Origin of the sequence: Allosphingosinicella sp. (genome assembly GCF_036570505.1) — a bacterium.
Taxonomy (GTDB): Bacteria; Pseudomonadota; Alphaproteobacteria; order Sphingomonadales; family Sphingomonadaceae; genus Allosphingosinicella.
Genome location: NZ_DATCYB010000022.1, coordinates 1 through 1,904 on the forward strand (window position 1 = coordinate 1; position 1,904 = coordinate 1,904).

The window sequence follows — 1,904 nt, forward strand, 5'->3', positions numbered from 1 at the left end:
CGCACACTTCGCCGACGATCCGGCTGGCCGGATTCGCCGCCGCCGCCCGACCATGTTATGCTGGAGCATCGCCGACTCAGGGCTGCTCTTGGGCCTGTCGGCGGGGGAGGCGCACTGGCCATGGACGTCGCTTACTATCGACAGCGCGAGCGGGTCGAGCGGCTGAACGCCGCCGAAGCCGCCGACAATGCAGCCCGGGCCGCCCATCTTGAACTCGCCGATCGCTATCGCGCCCTCGTCGAAGCCCATGAGCGGCTCGCCGGGCTGACCTCCAGGACGCTCGACCCCGTCTGACCTCGGGCCCTGCGCTCGCCGAGCCGCCGCGCCATCGCCCGCTGCACCCCCGTCAACCGGCGGGTCTTCGGAGTCGGCTACTATCAGGCGGCGTCGCGCTGCGTCCGCTCGGCGAGCGGATAGAGTTCCCGGTCTTCGCGGGCGATCCGCTTGCGCAGCATCCGGATGACGACGGCGCTGTCGCGGCGATAGCCTTCCCAGTCCGCCGCGATGGCTTGCGCGGTCCATTGCCGCGTATAGGCGTTATAGGCGTCGGCCAGCCCTCCCATCTCGTGGATCAGCTGCCGGGCGGCCTCGGCGACATAGGGCGTCGCGGTTTCCAGCAGGCTCGGATAAAGCACCCAGTCCTCGGCCTTCAGATGCCCGATCAGGACGCGGGTGAGACGATTCCTGAGCTCGAACAGCGAAGCGGCGGGGGGCGGCCCCGGCTGGCTAAGAACCTCCTCGAACTCCTTGAGAACGTCGCTGATATGCTTATGCTCGTCGCGCAATTGCTGTGTGACCGACATGGCTTCCCCCCGGTGACCGTAGCCCCATGCTGAAGCCTGGAAGTAAAAAGGAGCCTAATGCGGCTCCGGCCTTCATCGCTTCTTCGCGCCGGCGTCGTATTCCTTCACCAGTTTCGCCGGCGCCTTCTCCCGCCACGCGCATTCGAGCCGATCCTGCAGCCGCTCGTCGTCGATCATGTCCATATGGACCAGCATCGCCGGCCAGCCTCGATAATGGGCGGTCTCGTAATAGGTCTCCGGCTCCGCCTCCATCAGTGCTTCCTTGAGCTCGAGCGGACACAGGACGACCAGCGTACGCTCCGTCCGTTCCTTGACCCGCGCAAAACCCTTGTCGCTCACCTTGAGCGCCGGGGTGCCGTACCATTGAGCTATCTCCACGCCCGGCAGGTGCCTTGCGAGCCGCGCCGCGCGATCGATATCGGTCTCCGCCTTCGCCATGGGCTGCCTCTCCTCCTTCTGCTTTGCGCGACACTACCACAGCAAGCGGGTTCCCCCTTTCGCGGAAATCGCGCTACAGAGCGGCGGTGCCCGTCGCCCGACTGTCCCTCACCGACTTCCGTTCCTACGCCGACGCCCTGATCGCGCCCGGCCCCGGCTTCGTCGTACTCACCGGCGAGAACGGCGCGGGCAAGACCAATGTGCTGGAGGCCGTGTCGCTTCTCTCCCCCGGTCGCGGTCTCCGCGGCGCCACCCTGACCGAGATGGCGAGAAGCAATGGTCCCGGCGGCTTCGCGGTAGCGGCCAGGCTGGCGGCGCCCGACGTCGATATCGGCACCGGCACCGTCGCCGCCGCTCCCGAACGCCGCCAGGTCCGCATCAACGGCGCTCCGGCCTCGGCCACGTCGCTTTCGGAATGGCTTTCCGTCCTCTGGCTAACCCCCGCCATGGACCGGCTCTTCACCGAAAGCCCGGGCGGCCGGCGCCGCTTCCTCGACCGGCTGGTGCTGGCGCTCCACCCCGGTCACGCCGTCCATGCCGCCCGCTACGAAGCGGTGATGCGCGCCCGCAACAAGCTGCTGGCCGAAGAGCGGCCGGACGCCGAGTGGCTGGCCGCCCTCGAAGCGCGGATGACTGAGCACGGCGCTGCCTTGGCCGAAGCCC

4 protein-coding genes are annotated in these 1,904 nt (G+C 68.2%); 2 read left to right on the forward strand and 2 right to left on the reverse strand.

Features of this window, described 5'->3' with window-relative positions; genetic code table 11:
• On the forward strand, nt 1–294 hold a 294-nt coding region (locus VIR62_RS01730), incomplete at its 5' end, for a hypothetical protein (RefSeq protein WP_431868158.1).
• Between the two features lie 83 nt (nt 295–377).
• Here the strand turns inward: VIR62_RS01730 and VIR62_RS01735 are convergent.
• Together VIR62_RS01735 and VIR62_RS01740 are read right to left on the reverse strand one after the other, a co-directional pair.
• Nucleotides 378–803, reverse strand: coding sequence for a hemerythrin domain-containing protein (locus tag VIR62_RS01735; protein ID WP_431868160.1), 426 nt, complete (start codon nt 801–803; stop codon nt 378–380).
• A gap of 72 nt (nt 804–875) precedes the next feature.
• Nucleotides 876–1,241 (reverse strand): MmcQ/YjbR family DNA-binding protein, encoded by a 366-nt coding sequence (locus tag VIR62_RS01740; RefSeq protein ID WP_431868162.1) that lies wholly within the window; start codon nt 1,239–1,241, stop codon nt 876–878.
• 86 nt (nt 1,242–1,327) lie between these two features.
• Between VIR62_RS01740 and VIR62_RS01745 the strand changes: the two genes are divergently transcribed.
• A partial coding sequence (locus VIR62_RS01745) for an AAA family ATPase (RefSeq protein WP_431868164.1) occupies nt 1,328–1,904 on the forward strand: 577 nt, incomplete at its 3' end.

Excerpts from the sequence above, each read along its gene's own strand:
- VIR62_RS01735 (WP_431868160.1), bottom strand. The coding sequence starts at position 803 with ATGTCGGTCACACAGCAATTGCGCGACGAGCATAAGCATATCAGCGAC.
- VIR62_RS01740 (WP_431868162.1), bottom strand. The coding sequence starts at position 1,241 with ATGGCGAAGGCGGAGACCGATATCGATCGCGCGGCGCGGCTCGCAAGG.